This window comes from Sphaerotilus natans (assembly GCF_900156335.1).
Classification (GTDB): Bacteria; Pseudomonadota; Gammaproteobacteria; order Burkholderiales; family Burkholderiaceae_C; genus Sphaerotilus; species Sphaerotilus natans.
In genome coordinates, this window is sequence record NZ_FTMZ01000007.1 from 145,047 (window position 1) to 160,821 (window position 15,775).

Annotated in this window: 14 protein-coding genes; 5 read left to right on the forward strand and 9 right to left on the reverse strand. The window is 71.3% G+C overall.

What is annotated here, in order from left to right; genetic code table 11:
* Nucleotides 1-17: 17 nt before the first annotated feature.
* Both BW996_RS08925 and BW996_RS08930 read left to right on the forward strand, forming a co-directional pair.
* A complete protein-coding gene (locus BW996_RS08925) occupies nt 18-446 on the forward strand; it encodes a BLUF domain-containing protein (RefSeq protein WP_037479533.1) in 429 nt (142 codons plus the stop codon).
* Nucleotides 433-1,296 carry a DUF429 domain-containing protein gene (locus BW996_RS08930; protein ID WP_241461883.1) on the forward strand — a complete coding sequence of 288 codons (864 nt, stop codon included), beginning with the start codon at nt 433-435 and terminating at the stop codon, nt 1,294-1,296. The genes BW996_RS08925 and BW996_RS08930 overlap by 14 nt, the downstream gene beginning before the upstream one ends.
* On the opposite strand, the gene BW996_RS08935 is transcribed toward BW996_RS08930, so the two are convergent.
* Genes BW996_RS08935 through BW996_RS08945 form a run of 3 tightly spaced genes read right to left on the reverse strand, consistent with a single transcriptional unit; the run spans nt 1,270 to nt 5,971 of the window.
* The gene (locus BW996_RS08935) at nt 1,270-3,339 is read right to left on the reverse strand and encodes a putative bifunctional diguanylate cyclase/phosphodiesterase (protein WP_051631678.1); all 2,070 of its coding nucleotides are present in this window, start codon (nt 3,337-3,339) and stop codon (nt 1,270-1,272) included. The two genes, BW996_RS08930 and BW996_RS08935, sit on opposite strands and share 27 nt — an antisense overlap.
* Nucleotides 3,336-3,887, reverse strand: coding sequence for a YfiR family protein (locus BW996_RS08940; RefSeq protein WP_081837999.1), 552 nt, complete (start codon nt 3,885-3,887; stop codon nt 3,336-3,338). The genes BW996_RS08935 and BW996_RS08940 overlap by 4 nt, the downstream gene beginning before the upstream one ends.
* A 29-nt stretch (nt 3,888-3,916) precedes the next feature.
* The gene (locus BW996_RS08945; protein WP_037479531.1) at nt 3,917-5,971 is read right to left on the reverse strand and encodes a TonB-dependent receptor plug domain-containing protein; all 2,055 of its coding nucleotides are present in this window, start codon (nt 5,969-5,971) and stop codon (nt 3,917-3,919) included.
* 222 nt (nt 5,972-6,193) lie between these two features.
* Here BW996_RS08945 and BW996_RS08950 point away from each other — a divergent pair, with 222 nt between their 5' ends.
* From BW996_RS08950 to BW996_RS08960, 3 genes are read left to right on the forward strand one after another with little or no spacing between them, the layout of a single operon-like run.
* A complete protein-coding gene (locus tag BW996_RS08950; protein WP_081837998.1) occupies nt 6,194-8,383 on the forward strand; it encodes a TonB-dependent receptor family protein in 2,190 nt (729 codons plus the stop codon).
* Between the two features lie 28 nt (nt 8,384-8,411).
* Nucleotides 8,412-9,233, forward strand: coding sequence for a quinoprotein dehydrogenase-associated SoxYZ-like carrier (locus BW996_RS08955; RefSeq protein ID WP_037479529.1), 822 nt, complete (start codon nt 8,412-8,414; stop codon nt 9,231-9,233).
* A gap of 28 nt (nt 9,234-9,261) precedes the next feature.
* Nucleotides 9,262-10,275 (forward strand): quinoprotein relay system zinc metallohydrolase 1, encoded by a 1,014-nt coding sequence (locus BW996_RS08960; RefSeq protein ID WP_037479524.1) that lies wholly within the window; start codon nt 9,262-9,264, stop codon nt 10,273-10,275.
* Here the strand turns inward: BW996_RS08960 and BW996_RS08965 are convergent.
* Genes BW996_RS08965 through BW996_RS08990 form a run of 6 tightly spaced genes read right to left on the reverse strand, consistent with a single transcriptional unit; the run spans nt 10,254 to nt 15,712 of the window.
* Nucleotides 10,254-11,363 (reverse strand): substrate-binding domain-containing protein, encoded by a 1,110-nt coding sequence (locus BW996_RS08965; protein ID WP_037479520.1) that lies wholly within the window; start codon nt 11,361-11,363, stop codon nt 10,254-10,256. The genes BW996_RS08960 and BW996_RS08965 overlap by 22 nt on opposite strands.
* Before the next feature lie 40 nt (nt 11,364-11,403).
* On the reverse strand, nt 11,404-11,706 hold the full coding sequence (locus BW996_RS08970) for a hypothetical protein (RefSeq protein ID WP_037479515.1): 303 nt from the start codon (nt 11,704-11,706) through the stop codon (nt 11,404-11,406).
* Between the two features lie 17 nt (nt 11,707-11,723).
* Nucleotides 11,724-11,978 (reverse strand): sulfur carrier protein ThiS, encoded by a 255-nt coding sequence (gene thiS / locus BW996_RS08975; RefSeq protein WP_037479512.1) that lies wholly within the window; start codon nt 11,976-11,978, stop codon nt 11,724-11,726.
* Between the two features lie 19 nt (nt 11,979-11,997).
* Entirely contained in the window at nt 11,998-13,326 is a 1,329-nt protein-coding gene (locus BW996_RS08980) for an NAD(P)/FAD-dependent oxidoreductase (RefSeq protein WP_037479509.1), read from the reverse strand.
* Between the two features lie 19 nt (nt 13,327-13,345).
* The gene (locus BW996_RS08985; protein ID WP_037479506.1) at nt 13,346-15,193 is read right to left on the reverse strand and encodes an aldehyde ferredoxin oxidoreductase family protein; all 1,848 of its coding nucleotides are present in this window, start codon (nt 15,191-15,193) and stop codon (nt 13,346-13,348) included.
* 45 nt (nt 15,194-15,238) lie between these two features.
* Nucleotides 15,239-15,712, reverse strand: coding sequence for a 4Fe-4S dicluster domain-containing protein (locus BW996_RS08990; protein ID WP_037479503.1), 474 nt, complete (start codon nt 15,710-15,712; stop codon nt 15,239-15,241).
* Between the last annotated feature and the right edge of the window lie 63 nt (nt 15,713-15,775).

Sequence of the window (15,775 nt, forward strand, 5' to 3'; positions counted from 1 at the left end):
GCGAAGAGGAATTCCCGATGATGGTCCGTCTTCTGTATGCCAGCCGCGCCACCGCGGTCAGCCCCGAGACGATCGACGCGATCCTGGCGCAGTCGCGCACGCGCAATCCGACGCAGGGCATCACTGGCATCCTGTGCCACGGCGGCGATGTCTTCATGCAGGTGCTCGAGGGCGGGCGCGATGCGGTCAACCGGCTCTACGGCTCGATCGTGCGCGACAGCCGCCACCACGACGTGACGCTGCTGCATTTCGAGGAAATCGCCGAGCGGCGCTTCTCCGGCTGGACGATGGGCGTGGTCAACCTGACCCGGGTCAATCCGTCGATCGTGCTGAAGTACAGCGCCCGTCCGGTGCTCGACCCGTTCACCGTGCCGGGCCGCGCCTCGATGGCGATGCTCGAGGAGCTGATCGCCACCGCCTCGATCGTCGGGCGTGCCGGCAGCTGAGCCTTCGCCGCGCCTGCGCCTGCTGGGCGTCGACTTCAGCAGCCGGCCCGACCGGCGCAAGCCGATCGTCGTGGCCGAGGGCCACCGGTGCGACGCATCAGGCCAGCTGCGCCTGGACCGGCTGCGCGAGCTGTCCGACCCGGCCGCCTTCGCCGCCCTGCTGACCGAGCCCGGCCCCTGGCTGGGCGCCTTCGATCTGCCGTTCGGCCTGCCACGCGAGCTGGTCGAGACGCTGGGCTGGCCGAACCACAGCTGGGCGGCGCTGATCGCGCATTACCGGCGCCTGTCGCGCCCGGAGATTCGCGCCGCCTTCGCCGCCTTCTGCGCTGCCCGGCCAGCGGGCGCGAAGTTCGCGCACCGGGCCTGCGATCGGCCAGCCGGCGCCTCGCCGTCGATGAAATGGATCAACCCGCCGGTGGCCTTCATGCTGCATGCGGGCGCACCCGCCCTGCTCGACGCAGGCTGCCATCTGCCCGGCCTGCATGAGGGCGACCGCAGCCGCATCGCGCTGGAGGGCTATCCCGGCCTCGGCGCCCGCGCGGTGCTGGGCCGGCGCAGCTACAAGAGCGACGATCCGGCCCGCCAGGACGAGAGCCGGCGTCAGGCCCGACAGACGCTGGTGCAGGCGCTGGAACAGCACGACGGCCTGCAGATCGATGCCGAGCAGCGCACCGCGCTGGTCGACGACGCGCGCGGCGACCGGCTCGACGCCGTGCTGTGCCTGTTGCAGGCCGCCCGGGCTGGCCAGCGGCCGGACTTCGGCCTTCCCGCCGGGGTCGATCCGCTCGAGGGCTGGATCACCGGCGTGGCCGCCGTCCGCGGATCAGACCCCCAGATCGGCCACGCCTGAGGCGGCATGACGCGCCAGGAAGGGCTCGACCTGCTCGACCGGCAGCGGCGGGGCCACCAGATAGCCCTGCACCAGCGTGCAGCCCTCGGCACGCAGCGCCTCGAGCTCGTCGGGCGTCTCCACGCCCTCGGCCAGGGTGGCCATGCGCAGGCCGGTGGCCATGTCGATGATCGCGCGCACGATCACCCGGGCCTGCGGATCGCGGTTCAGCGCCTGGACGAAGCAGCGGTCGATCTTCAGCTTGTCGAAGGGGAAGCGGCGCAGATAGGCCATCGACGAGTAGCCGGTGCCGAAGTCGTCGAGCGCGATGCGCACGCCCAGCCGGTTCAGGCCGTGCAGCTGCGCCAGCGTCGCCTCGGTCTCGTTGAGCAGCACCGACTCGGTGATCTCGACCTCCAGCCGCGCCGCCGGCAGGCCCGACTGGCGCAGCGCCCGCTCCACCAGCGCCGGCAGATCCTGGGTCATCACCTGCACCGCCGAGAGATTGACCGCCACCGACAGCGGCCGTGACCACTGCGCGGCGATGCGGCAGGACTGCACGAGCACCCACTCGCCGATCTCGTTGATCAGGCCGGCATCCTCGGCCACCGCGATGAACTCGGCCGGCGAGACCTGGCCCAGATCGGGATGGCGCCAGCGCACCAGCGCCTCGAAGCCGACCACCCGGCCCTCGTCCAGATCGAGCTGCGGCTGGAACACCACCGAGAGCTGGCGCAGCGCGATGGCATTGCGCAGCGCCCGCTCGAGCTGAAGGCGCCGCACCACGCCGGTGCTCATGTGGGGCGAGTAGAAGCTGGCACGCCCGCGCCCGCCGGCCTTCGAGGCGTAGAGCGCCAGATCGGCGTTCTTCAGCAGCTGATCGGGCAGGCGGCCGTCGGCTGGCGCCAGCGCGATGCCCACGCTCACGCCCATCGGCACCGTGAGCCCGTCGATGTCGACCGGCTGGCACAGCGCGGCCAGCACCCGTTCGGCGAAGGCACGGGCCTCGTCGGCCGAGCCCACATCGCGCAGCACCACCGCGAACTCGTCGCCGCCGAGCCGCGCCACCGGATCGCCCGCGCGGGCCAGGGCGCGCAGGCGCTCGCCGACGCAGCTCAGCAGCCGATCGCCGACATCATGGCCCAGCGCATCGTTGACCGTCTTGAAGCGGTCCAGGTCCAGGCACAGCACCGCAAATCCGCGGGTGTCGACCGCCGCCAGCGCCTCGTCGAGCAGCAGCCTGAAATGATGCCGATTGCTCAGCCCGGTGACCGCATCGACATGGGCCAGCGTGAACAGGCGCTGCTGCTGCTTCTTCAGCATCGCCTCGCGCACCTCCAGCTCCTCGAGCAGGCGGTTGAAGCCGGCGTAGAGCTGGCCGACCTCGTCGTCACGGTCGGTGCTGACCCGGGTGGCGTAGGCGTGGGTGTGGGAGACGGTGCGCATCACGTCGGCCAGAGCCACGATCGGCCGCACCACGCCGTCCTGACCGGCGATCGCCGCGGCCGCGGCCAGCCCGCCGATCAGCGTCGCGCCCAGCAGCACCAGCAGCGCGCGCAGCGCGGTGGCACTGAAGGTCGGCGTCGCATCGATGCACAGCAGCAGCCGGCCCAGCGGCGCGCCGTCGAGCTCGACCGTCGCCACCGCATGCGCCCGGGCCGCATCGGTGATGCCCGCCTGCAGCGCCAGCATGTGCACCGCGTCCGGCATCGGCTCGCCCGGCGCCAGGTAGTGCGCGACCACGACGCCGCGCGCATCGCCCAGCACCGCCCAGCGCACCTCGGCCACCTGGCCGAGCGCCTCGAGCACCCGCTGCGCGGCGGCCGCATCGGCAAAGGCCAGCGCCGCGCGGGTGTTCTGCGCCAGCACCTGGGCCAGCGCCTGGCCGCGCTCCTCGACCCGCTGGCGCGAGGTCTGGTACTCCATCACCGTGACGACGACGAACAGCAGCAGCGAGGCCAGCAGCGTCGAGCCGACCACCAGCAGACCGAGCTTGCTGCGCAGCGGCAGCAGCGCGAAGCGGCGGCGGATCCGGACGGGCAGGATGGCCAGCGTGCCGATCATGGTGCGCCCTCGCGCCGCAGCGGCGCCTCGATCACGCCGACCGCCAGCGACAGCAGATCGGAGGACAGCTTCAGCCCCGCCTGGCTGGCCGCGCCGAGATGGATCTCGAAGCGCAGCCGGCCGCCATGGCGCAGCAGCCCGATCATGCCGCCGCGCTGCACGAAGCCGGGCTGGTCGCTGATGGTCAGCACCGGCTGGCCGGTCAGCGCCACCAGCGCCAGGCCGGGCTCGGTGACGAACAGCAGATGGCAGCCACGCGCCTCCTCGGCCCGCTGGATCAGGCGCCACTGCACGCTCGCGCCCTGCAGCGGCCGACCCTGCAGCGCGCGCAGCGCCTGCTCCAGGTCCTCGCGCTGACCGTACTGGCACAGCTGCATCACGCCCTGGCGCTGCGGCGAGACGGCCGCCGGCCACTGGGTGAAGCGCGCGAAGTTGGCGACGAAGGCCGCCTGCACCATCGCCTCGTCCGGACCGGCCTGCGCGCTGCGCAGCGGCGCCAGCACCGCGACGGCCAGCGCGGTCACGAGCGGGAACAGGACAGCTCTCATCGCGATGCGCGGGGTGCCGCGGCCCCGGCTCAGAAGATCATCTCGGCGCGCAGGCCGACGCCCGGACTGCTGATGACCGCCCTCGAGTAGCCCAGATCCGGATGGATTTCAACCGCCTTCGCCGCGCCCAGGTTCCAGGCCCGCAGGCTCAGCGTGACATCGCGGCTGACCGCCCAGCGGGTGCTGAGGTCGAGCACGGTGCGCGCATCCACCCGGGTGCCGGTGCTTGCGCTGCCGCGTGCGGCGGTGTGGCGCACCCAGACATCCAGCCCCAGGTACGGAGTCAGATCGATCGAGGTCCGCCAGGACAGCAGGCGCGAAGGCAGCAGCTCGCGCAGCCGCGTGCTGTCGCCGGCGGCAGCCGGGAACTCCTCGCCGCGGCTCCAGGCGCCGCTGAACTGCTGGCGCAGCGAGGGCAGCGGATGCCAGTCGAGCGACAGCTCCAGGCCGGTGATCCGCGCCCGCCCCGGAACCCGCCGCAGCGCGGCGTCAAGATGCGGCTGCGGCAGCATCGACAGCTCGGGCGTGCCCAGTCCGACCGGGTTGAAGCTCAGCGGATCGTAGTCGTGGCGGAAAAGCACCGCATCGAGCGCAAGCTGCTCGTCCCAGCGGCGCCGGGCCCCGAGCTGCAGCGCATGCACCGACTCCACCACCAGACCGCTGACGTGGCTGGCCAGCACCCGTACCGGCAGCGGATTGCCCGCCTGGCCGGGCGGGATCACCGCCACCGCCACGTTCGCATCGCTCTCGCCGCGCGAGGGCACCCGCACCGCCCGCGACACCGAGGACCAGAGCGTCAGGTTCTCGTCGGTCGGCCGCCAGGACAGCGCCAGGCTCGGCTGCGTGCGGGTCCCGCCGAAGAAGGTGTGGTCGACGCGCAGTCCGCCCACCGCCACCAGCCGTCCATTTTCGGAGGTCCAGCGGTCCTGGGCGAACAGACGCCAGTCGTTCATCTCGCGCTGCGCCGGCGTGAAGCTGCCATCGCCGAGGGATTCGTTGTGATCGCGGTGATGTCGCAGCCCGCCGCCCCAGGTGAGCTGGTGGCCGGCGCCCTCGGGCCGCCAGGACTGCTCGAGCTCCAGGTCGGCGGTGCGGCTGCGCATCTGCACGAAGCCGGCCTCGCTGCCTTGGTCGGCCATCAGCAGCCCGGTCAGCTTCAGCGAGGAGCCGCCGTGCAGCCGGTGCTCCAGCGTGCCGCTCAGGGTGGCGCGGTCATAGTCCTGGTGGGTCGGTACGGCCTCCCGATAAGGCGGACGCACGATCTGGCGCAGCCGGGTGTCCTCGACCCGGGACTGCTCGATCTGGGCCTGCAGGTCCAGCCGGGTGCGCGCGTCGATGCGGCGCTCAAGACGCAGCCCGGCGGTGGCGGCGCGGGTGGCGTCATGGGCCTCGCCACCCTCCAGGGCCTCGGAGGCGCCCTGGCGCTCGACCTGCGCATGGGCGCGCCATCCGCCAGCATCGTCATCGAGCCTCTGGCCGGCACGCAGGTCCAGCCGCAGCGAGCCGTCATCGACCGCCTCGAGCCGGGCAGCCCGCCCGCCACCGTCCGCCGGCCGGGTGATGATGTTGATCACCCCGTTGACCGCGTTGGCGCCCCAGACCGCACCGGCCGGGCCGCGAATGATCTCGATGCGCTCGATCTCGCCCAGCGGCACCTGATGCGTCTCCCACAGCACGCCGGAAAACAGGGGCGAATAGATGCTGCGTCCGTCGACCAGCACCTGCAGCTTGTTCGAGAAGCGGCCGGTGTCGCCCCGCACGCCGACCGCCCAGCGCCCGGCCGACAGCCTGGCCACATCCACGCCCGGCGCCAGGCGCAGGATTTCCGGCAGCGAGCGCACCCCGGTGCGGGCGATGTCGTCGCGGGTGATGACAAAGACCGGCGCGGCCACGTCGGCCAGGCGCTCGGCCTCGCGCCCGGCGCTGACCACCTCGACGCGCATCAGGTCCTCGAGCGAGAGCTCGGCCAGCGCCTTGACCCCGGCGCCAGACTGCGCACGCGCCTGCAGCGACAGGCCGGCCCCCAGCAGCAGCGCCAGGACAGCGAGAGACAGGCGCGATCGGTCTTGGAGAGCAGGTTTCATGGCGGGAGAACGCGGGGCCGCGTCCGATACAGGCAGTGGTGTCGATATCGGAGACCCTCCCGCGGTCTTGACCCTTCGGCCCAAGAACACGACTGTCACTTTATGGCGCACCCGCACGGTACAGATCGGAGGCGACGACAGGGCACCGGGTAAATGCCGACTGGCCGCGCAGGCCACGGATCCGGACCATGCCCAGGATTCCAGAATGACCTGTCCCGCCTCATGATCCGCCCGAGCCCCCTTCGCCGCCTCGCCTCGCCGGCGCGGCTGTCCCCGCTGATGCTGGCCCTGCTGGGCGCCCTGCCCTGCACGGTCGTCGCGCAGCCGGCCGCCACCGCACCGGCGGCCACCGCGGCCGAGCTGGAGCCGGTGGTCGTCACCGGCACGACCCGCGAGCGCCGCCTCGCCGATCTGCCCTACGCGATCAGCGCGGTCGGCGAAAGCGCGCTGCGCGACAGCGGCCCGATGATCAATCTGTCGGAGTCGATGGCGCGCGTGCCCGGCCTGGTGGTGGCCAACCGCAACAACCACGCCCAGGATCTGCAGATCAGCAGTCGCGGCTTCGGCGCACGCGCGGGCTTCGGTGTGCGCGGCCTGCGCCTGTATGCCGACGGCATTCCGGCCACCATGCCCGACGGCCAGGGCCAGGTGGCGCATTTCGACCTCGCCGGCGCCGAGCGCGTCGAGGTGCTGCGCGGGCCGTTCTCGGCGCTGTACGGCAATGCCTCCGGCGGCGTGATCGCGCTGTTCTCGAAGCCGGTGCGCGAGCGCCAGTTCGAGATCGGGCTGGACGCCGGCAGCGCCGGCCTGCGCCAGGGCCGGGTCGGCTTCGCCGCGCCACTGGGCGACGGGCTGGATCTGTCGGGCAACCTCTCGGACATGTCGATCGACGGCTTCCGGCCGCAGAGCGGCGCCGAGCGCCGTCTGGCCAACCTGCGGCTGAACTGGAAGGGCGAGCGCGACCGCATCACCCTGGCCCTCAGCGACCAGAACCAGACCGCCGACGATCCGCTCGGCCTGACCCGCGCCCAGTTCGAGGCCGACCCGGAACAGACGGCCTCGGTGGCCACCCAGTACGACACCCGCAAGACCATCCGCCAGACCCAGGCCGGCGCGAGCTGGAGCCACCAGTTCACTGATGCGGGCGCGTTCTCGAGCACCCGGGTCTCGGCCTATGCCGGCTCGCGCGGGGTCAGCCAGTTCCTGGCGATCGCACCGGCCACCCAGGCCAATGCACGCCACGGCGGCGGCCTGGTCGACTTCGACCGCCATTACGACGGCCTCGACGCCCGCGCGCTGTGGCACTGGGACCGGGTCGACCTGACCACCGGCCTGAGCCTGGAGCGCCAGAAGGACGACCGCCAAGGCTACGAGAACTACACCGGCACCGGCGCCAGCCAGGTGCTGGGCGTGCAGGGCCGGCTGCGCCGCGACGAGACCAACCGCGCCGACACCCGCGAGGCCTATGCCCAGGCCGACTGGGCCCTGGCCGACGCCTGGCAGGCCAGCGCGGGCGTGCGCAGCGGCCGGGTGCGCATGCAGGTGGCGGACCGCTACCTGAGCAATGGCGACGACTCGGGCGAACTGACCTACCGCTACACCAACCCGGTGGCCGGCCTGCGCTGGCGGGCCAGCCCGACCTGGACGCTGCACGCGGCCGCCGCGCTCGGCCATGAATCGCCGACGCTGGGCGAGCTGGCCTACCGGCCCGACGGTGCCAGCGGCTTCAACACCGACCTGAAGGCGCAGACCAGCCGCCAGATCGAGCTGGGCGCCAAGTGGCGCGAAGGTGCACTCTCGCTGGACGCCAGCGTGTTCCACATCGCCACCGACGACGAGATCGGCGTGGCGACCAATGCGGGCGGCCGCTCCTCCTTCCGCAATGTCGGCGCCACCCGGCGCTGGGGCCTGGAGCTGGGCGGTGCCTGGCGCATCCGTCCGGGCCTGCGCGCCCAGATGGCGCTGTCGCTGCTGCATGCGTCCTACCAGGATGGATTCACCACCTGCACCGGCGTGCCCTGCACGCTGAGCTCGGCGACCAACACCGCTGCCGTGCCGGCCGGCAACCGCATCGCCGGCACCCAGCCGGCCTCGGGCTTTTTCGAACTGGCTGGCGCCGCCCCCTGGAGCACCGACGGCGAGTGGGGCCTGGAGGCGCTGGCACGCGGCCGCACCGCGGTCAACGACCTCAACAGCGACTTCGCCGCCGGTCATGCGCTGTTCAACCTGCGCTACCGCCACCGCTGGGCGCTGGATGCCGAGGGCGCGCTGGAGCTGCTGGCGCGCATCGACAACCTGGCCGACCGCCGCGTCGTCGGCAGCGTGATCGTCAACGACGCCAACGGCCGTTTCTTCGAGCCGGCGGCCGGGCGCAGCGCGCTGGTGTCGCTGCGCTATTCGCGCCGATTCTGAGCCTCGGCGCCGCAACGGAGATTTGCAGATGTTCCTCTCCTCGCGTCATCCGGTCCTGGCCTCGGCGGTGCTGGCCATCGCGCTGGCGGCGCTGTCGGCGGTGGCCGGCACCACGGTGGCCGACCTGTTCGAGGGCGACCCCTACCAGTCGCATCCCTGGCCGGACATGCGCCGCGAGTTCCTCGGCCGCGACGCACGCACCGTCTTCGACGAGCGGGTGCAGGTCAAGGGCCCGGCCTTCGCCGAGGATCCGATGAACGTGCCGATCACGGTGTCGGTGCGCGACCTGCCCGGCATCGAGCGCATCGTCGTGCTGGTCGACCGCAACCCGATCCGCAAGGTGCTCGAGTACCAGCCGGTCAGCGCGCTGCCCAGCGTGTCCTTCCGCTTCAAGCTCGAGCAGGCCAGTCCGGTACGCGCGGCGGTGCGCACCGCAGACGGCGTCTGGCACATCGGCGGCACCTGGGTCGAATCGGCCGGTGGCGGCTGCACCGTGCCCGGCAGCACCCGCAAGGACGGCAGCTGGTCGCAGACGCTCGGCCTGGTCAGCGGCCGGGTCTTCGAGGCCACGCCGGTGCCCGGCACCGAGGAAGTCGCCACCGGCAGCCGGCTGCGGCTGAAGATCATGCACCCGATGGACACCGGCCTGGTCGGCGGCATCCCGGCCTTCTACGTCAACCGCCTGAGCGTGCGCGACACGCAGGACCGCGAGCTGCTGCGCCTGCAGACCTTCGAGCCGGTCAGCGAGAACCCAGTGTTCTCCTTCGACTTTCCCGCCAAGCCGGCCGGGCAGCTGCGCATCGTCGGCACGGACAACAACGGCAACCGCATCGACGCGCGGCTGGAGTGAAGGCATGAGGACCGACCGGCAACTCCCGATGCGTTCCCCGCTGGCGGCGCTGCTGGCCGCCGCGCTGCTGGCCGGTGGCCTCGCGCTGCCGGCTGCCGCCGAGGCGCCGCAGGTCGACGTCGCCCGGCTCGACTACGGCCTGCAGGCGCGCGCGCTGGCCGACGGCGTCTGGGTGGTCGAGGGCGCCAACGACGACTTCTCGGTCGCCAACGGCTGCAACATCATCAATCTCGGCCTGATCGCCACCGCCGAGGGCACGGTGGTCGTCAACACCGGCACCAGCCGGCTGCACGGCCAGCAGCTGCGCGCGCTGGCCGAGCGCACCACCGGCCAGCGCATCGCGCGGGTCATCCATCTGAACCTGCATCCGGACTACTTTCTCGGCAACCAGGCCTTCGCCAACGTGCCGCGCCTGGCCACGCCGGTCACACGCGCCAGCATCGCCCGCGAGGCGTCCGCCTACGAGAACAACCTCTACCGGCTGTGCGGCGACTGGATGCGCGGCACCGAGGCGCTGGCGCCTGACGCCGACATCACGCTGCCGACGGGCGGGCGCGGCGCGCTGACGGTGGGCGGGCGCAGCTTCGATCTGGTCGAGCTGGACGGCCACACCGACTCCGATCTGGTGCTGATCGACCGGGCCAGCGGCGTGGCCTTCGTCGGCGGGCTGGTGTTCGTGCAGCGGGTGCCGACGACGCCGCACGCCCGGGTCGAGCGCTGGCTGAACAGCCTGGAGCGGCTGCAGGCGATGGGGCTGCGCACGCTGGTACCCAGCCACGGCCCGGTGCAGATCGGCCCCGAGCGCGCAGCCGAAGGCATCGCGCAGACCCGGCGCTTCCTGCAGTGGATCGACCGCAGCTTCAGCGCCTGGGCCGCGCAGGGCTGGGACATGAACGAGGTGCTGCGCGCGCCGGTGCCCGACGAGTTCCGCCAGTGGGCGGCCTTCCGCACCGAGTACGTGCGCAACGTCGCGCACCTCTACCCGGTCTACGAGCAGAAGGTGCTGGGTCAGGCCGGGCCTCAGGCGCGCGGCGTGCGGTAGTGCCACCAGGGCAGCGCGCGGGTCAGCGACAGCACCTCGCCGATGCGCTCGGCCGCGTGATAGCCGGGCAGACGCTCGAGCTGCTCGCGCCAGCGCGGGCCCTGCAGCACCTGGCCCAGGCGCTGCACCGCCGGATGGTCCAGCGTCTCCTTCAGGCCGACGAGGAAATAGTCCTCCTCGACCAGCGGCACGAAATCCAGCCCGAAGGCCTGCGCCGCCGCCTCGATGCCGAGACCCGCATCGCCCTGGCCTGAGGCCACCGCGGCGGCCACCGCCAGATGACTGTCCTCCGCGCCCTCGTTCCAGCCGGCGAGCGTGGCGGCATCCAGCCCGGCGCGCTCCAGCAGGTGATCGGCCAGCAGCCGGGTCGCCGAGCCCGGCTGGCGGTTGACATAGCGCAGGCCGCGGCCAGCCAGATCGCTCAGCTCGTGCACGCCGCGCGGGTTGCCGGGCGCGACCATCAGGCCCTGCATCCGGCGCGTGCAGCCGATCAGCTTGTGGCGGCCCGGCTTGAGCAGCGGCTTGAGCGCCTGCGAGAACAGCGGCACCGCCTGACCCAGCGCCGGCACATGAAAGCCGGCGACCTGGCAGCGCCCCTCGGCCAGCGAGCGCAGCGCGTCCAGGCTGCCGGAGAACTTCAGCTCGATGTGCAGCCGCTCGTCCTGGCTGGCGAGCTCGCGCAGCCGCGCCAGCGCGATGTCGTGGCTGGCATGAATCGTCAGCACCTGCTGCGTGCCGTCGAAGGCATCGGCCAGCACCCGCTCGAGCTCGGCGCGCAGCGCCTCGATGTGCGGCGTCAGCCGGGTGCGGGCCTGACGTTCGGCCCACAGCAGCCGGTCGGCAAAGGGCGTCAGCCGCGCCGGCTGGCCCTGGGCCCAGGTGACCAGCGGCTCGCCCAGCGCCTCCTCCCACTGCTTCAGCGCGCCCCAGACATGGCGATAGGATGCACCCAGCGAGCGCGCCGCATGCTGGATCGAGCCGCACTCGTGCACGGCGCTGAGCAGGTCGAACAGCGGGTTGCCGATGTCGGCGCCGCGCTGGTCCGGGGGACCGAAGGTGTACTGGAGATGGATGCCGCGGGTCTTCATGGGCCGCGACGATAGCGGAAAGCGCGGCGCACCTCGCGCCTCAGCCTCCGCCGCGCTGCATCCAGAGATCGAAGCGGCGCATGAAGCGCTGACGATCGGGCGCCTCGACACCCGCGTCGAAGCGGAAATCCACCGCCAGCCGCGGCAGGCGGATCAGCGCGATGCGGCGCGGCTCGAGCGCACGCCAGCAGATCGTCAGGCCACCGGACCCGATGCCCTCGATGCGCGCCTGACCGGGCTGCAGCGCCAGCGCGCGGCCGTCGACCGCGCCGGGCAGCCAGCCCAGCCACTCGGCCTCGGTGCAGCCCTGCTCGCGCGAGAAGGCGGCGGGAACCTCGTTCACGTCCGGCCGCCGGCGTGTCAGCCGCCGGCGATCGGCGGCCAGATCGCCAGCGCGTCGCCTTCGGCCAGCACGCGTGCGGCGCGCTGGTCGGCCGCGACATAGCTGCCGTTGACCAGCACCAGATGCACCAGCGCGGGCGGCAGCTGGAAGCGCTCGATGACTGCCGCCACCGTCGAGCCGTCCGGCACCTCCAGATCGACGGCATTGCCCGGCGGGCGGTCGGCCGGCAGGTGCTCGGCCAGCATCGCGAACAGCTTGAAGGTGATCCTCATGCCAGCATCATGCCTTGCATCACGCCTTGGCGCGAACCGCCCCGAAGTCGCCCTGGGCCTGCGCACAGGCCAGATAGGCTTCCATCAGCAGCGTCGGATCCTCGAGCAGGCGGTCCTTCCAGTCGCCCAGGCGGACCTGGCCCTCGACCAGGCCGCGCATCACGCCGACATGCTCGGTCCAGCCGATCGAGTTGCAGCCGACCAGGATGTCGCCGTCGAACTGCAGGCTCAGATGCCGGCCCTCCTCGCGGTCGGTCAGCTCGACATGCTGGCCCCCGGGCACGCCGTCCCATTGGCCGAAGGACGCCGAGATCATGCCCAGCGTGTCGAGCACGTTGATCTGCGTGACGCCCTTGAGCGTGGCGTCGCGGCCGATCATGTTCATCGCGGCCACGCGCGCCTGCTCGGCCGCGTTGGGCTGGATCGCGCTGACGATGGTCCGGCCGCTGACCTTGTCGAAGGCCTCGGCGCAGTCGCCCGCGGCGTAGATGCCCTCGACATTGGTCTGCAGCCGCTCGTCGGTCAGCACGCCGACCAGGCAGGTGATGCCGGAGTTCTCGAGGAAGCCGATGTTCGGCCGCACGCCGGTGGCGCTGATGACCAGGTCGGCGGGCAGATGCTCGCCGCTGGACAGGCGCACCGTCATCGGCGTGACCGGCACATGGTCGGCGATGCCGCCGGCCTCGGCCAAGCGGTCCATCAGGTCGGGCGCGCGGCGCTCGATCGCCTCGACGCGGGTGCTGGTGAACACCCGCACGCCCTTCTTCTCGCACCAGTCGCGGATCATGGTGCCGGCGGTCGGCCCCATCATGCGCGGCACCATGCGGTCGCCCATCTCGACCACGGTCAGCTCGACGCCGCGCTGCTGCAGCGCCTCCATGATGATGCAGCCGATGAAGCCGGCGCCCATCTGGATGACCTTGGCGCCCGGGCGCGCCAGCGCGGCGATCGCGCGGGCGTCCTTCAGCGTCCAGCACGGATGCACGCCGCGGCCGTGAATGCCGGGAATCGGCGGCGAGGCCGGCGACGAGCCGGTGGCGATCAGCAGCCGGTCGAAGGCCAGCGTGCTGCCGTCGTCGAGCTCGACGCTGCGCGCCTGCACGTCCACCCGCTTCGCACGACCGCGCCGCAGCGAGATGCCCAGCCGCTCGTAGTGGCCCTCGCCGTGGCGCAGGTGCGTGCCCTCCTCGCCGACCTTGCCGATCAGCAGATAGGGAATCGCCATGCGCGAGTACGGCGCCTCCGGCTCGTCGCCGATGACGATGACCTCGTCATGCGGCGCGTGCTTGCGGATCGTCTCGGCCGCGATGACGCCGGACGGGCCGGCCCCCAGGATCACGTGCCTCATCGTCTTGCGTCCTTCGTGCTCAGAGGCCCAGGCGCTCGCGCGTCTCGGGCTTCAGGCGGCCTTCCGTGTCCCAGCCGCGGATCTCGTAGTACTTGGGCAGCATTTCCGGCAGCTTGTTGACCAAGCCCTTGGCCGGACCGGTCTGCGCGGGCTCTTCGAGCAGGCGCTTGGGCAGGGTGTCGTCCTTGGCGGTGAAGCCGGCGCGGTTGTTGAAGTCGCGCTCCATGTTCCAGATGCGCTCGCCGATCTGGTTCAGGTTCTCGAGCGTGAACTCTTCGCCGCAGGCCGCGGCCACCTGCGGCTGCACGTCGGCCAGCGTCCAGGCGAAGCTGGTGAAGATGCAGATGCCGGCGGCATCGAAGGCGGCGGTCGCGTCCTGGAAGGCCATGACCAGTTCCGGCTTGCCGTCGGCGGTCAGCGGATCGGTCTTGACCGGAATGCCCAGCACCTCGGAGGCGATGGTGTAGGAGCGCAGGTGGCAGGCGCCACGGTTCGAGGTGGCGTAGGTCAGGCCCATGCCCTGCACGCCGCGCGAGTCGTAGGCCGGGAATTCCTGGCCCTTGACGCTCATCGACAGGTCGGGGTGGCCGTACTTCTTGCACAGGCGGGCCGAGCCCTGGCCGATCTCGACACCGAAGCCCTCGCCCCGGGCGGTGATCTCGGCGAAGTGGGCCAGCGCGCGTGCATCGCCGAACTTGGCGTCGATGCCCAGCTGCTCCTTCGTGAGCACGCCCATCTCGTAGAGCTCCATCACCGCGCCGATGGTCGCGCCGAAGGAGATCGGGTCCATGCCCTGCTCGTTGCAGAGCACGTTGGCGTACTGCAGCGCCTCCAGGTCGTTGACGCCGTTGGCCGCGCCCAGCGCCCAGGCCGCCTCGTACTCCAGGCCGCCGGAGGCGCCCCAGTACTTCGGCTTGTTTTCGACCGTGAAGTGCGTCTTGTCGATCTTGGAGATGCGACCGCACGCGATGGTGCAGCCGAAGCAGGCCTGGTTGGTCACCAGATGCTTCTTGCCGTCGGTCGCGCGCGGGGTGGCCATCGCCTCGGCGCCGATGTCCTTGGCGCCCTCGAACTGCACGTCGCGGTGGTTGCGGGTCGGCAGCGCGCCGATCTCGTTGATGACGCTCATCAGCACCTGGGTGCCGTAGGTCGGCAGGCCCGCGCCGGTGACGGCGTTGTCATGCAGGATCTTCTTCTTCTCGAAGGTGACCTTCATGAACTCCTTGGGGTTGGCGATGTTGCCCACGCCCTTGGTGCCGCGCACCGCGACCGCCTTCAGGTTCTTCGAGCCCATCACCGCGCCCACGCCCGAGCGGCCGGCCGCGCGGTGCAGGTCGTTGACGATGGCCGAGAACAGCACCTTGTTTTCGCCAGCCAGGCCGATGGTGGAGATGCGCAGCAGCGGATCCTGGTGCGACTTCTTCAGCGACTCCTCGGTCTCCCAGACGCTCTTGCCCCACAGGTGGGAGGCGTCGCGCAGCTCGGCGACATCGTCGTTGATGTAGAGGTAGACCGGCTTGGCCGAGGCGCCCTCGACGATCACCATGTCCCAGCCGGCGGCCTTCAGCTCCGAGCCCCAGTAGCCGCCCGAGTTCGAGCAGGCGATGGCGCCGGTCAGCGGGCCCTTGGTGATGACGGTGTAGCGCCCGCCAGTCGAGGCCATGGTGCCGGTCAGCGGACCGGTGCACCAGATCATCTTGTTGTCGGGCGACAGCGGGTCGACGGTGGCGTCCATCTCCTCGACCAGATACTTGGTGCCCAGGCCGCGCGAGCCCAGGTACTGCCTGGCCCAGTCCATGCGCAGCGGTTCGCTGGCGACGGTGCCGTTCGTGAGGTTGACGCGGAGGATCTTTCCTGCCCAAGACATGTGTGTGCTCCTAGTGCCGGGTGAGGCGAATGTTTCGGGACAGGCTCAGGCGGAGGCCTGGTTGCCGAGCTTGTCGGCCCAGGCCTTCATCTTGTCGATGCCGGTCCAGTTCGCGTCGATGAAGGTGATGGCACCGGTCGGGCAGGCCTCGGCGCAGGCGGGCTCGCCGCCGCAGAGGTCGCACTTCTGGACCTTGCCGGTTTCCTGGACGTAGTTGATGGTGCCGAAGGGGCAGGAAATGGTGCAGACCTTGCAGCCCACGCAGGTGGTCTCGGCGACGACCTTCGCGCCGGTGGTCTTGTCGATGGTGATGGCCTCCACCGGGCAGGCGTGCAGGCACCAAGCCTCGTCGCACTGCGTGCAGGTGTAGGGCACCTTGCGGCCGGTCTCGTGGAAGTCGAAGACCTTGATGCGGGACTTCGCCGGCGCGAACACGCCGTAGTTCTCGTACGAGCAGGCCATCTCGCACTGCAGGCACCCTGTGCACTTGTCCGGGTTCAGGTGGAGGCTTTTCTGCATGGTCGGTTCTCCGTGATCGGCAGATGTCTATGCAATCATCTGCATATCGACCGACGCAAGGAA